Annotated in this window: 1 pseudogene; it reads right to left on the bottom strand. The window is 66.0% G+C overall.

Annotated features, from left to right (window positions below):
* A pseudogene (locus tag AC27LF_RS45580) lies at positions 1 to 652 on the bottom strand (alpha-amylase family protein); the annotation flags it as partial.

Below are 652 nucleotides of genomic sequence, written 5' to 3'. Positions count from 1 at the left end.
GGGGGAGAGGGTGGCGGCGAGGACGGCGCGGGTCTCGAAGGCGGGGCGGTGGCCGTGCTGGAGGTAGGCGTGGAGGATGTCGGGGGTGTTGGTGAACAGGTTGGGCCGCATGTAGGCGGCGGCTTCGCCGGTGAGTTCGGTGAGGTGGTCGGTGAGTTCCTGTTTTGTGGTGCGCCAGGTGAAGTAGGTGTAGGACTGCTGGAAGCCGATCTGGGCGAGGGTGTGCATCATCGCGGGGCGGGTGAAGGCTTCGGCGAGGAAGATGACGTCGGGGTCGGTGGTGTTGATGTCGGCGATGACGCGTTCCCAGAAGACGACGGGTTTGGTGTGGGGGTTGTCGACGCGGAAGATGCGTACGCCGTGGTTCATCCAGTGGCGCAGGATGCGGAGGGTTTCGGTGATCAGGCCGTCCATGTCGGCGTCGAAGGCGAGGGGGTAGATGTCCTGGTATTTCTTGGGTGGGTTCTCGGCGTGGGCGATGGTGCCGTCGGGGCGGTGGTGGAACCAGTGGGGGTGTTTGTGCACCCAGGGGTGGTCGGGGGAGCACTGGAGGGCGAGGTCGAGGGCGATCTCCAGGCCGAGGGTGTTGGCCTGGTGGACGAAGTGGTCGAAGTCGTCAAGGGTGCCGAGGGCGGGGTGGATGGTGTCGTGG

The sequence above is a fragment of the Streptomyces diversicolor genome (assembly GCF_057537855.1).
The sequence above is the reverse complement of the archived record's forward strand: the minus strand, read 5'-3'. Positions and strand labels throughout refer to the sequence as shown.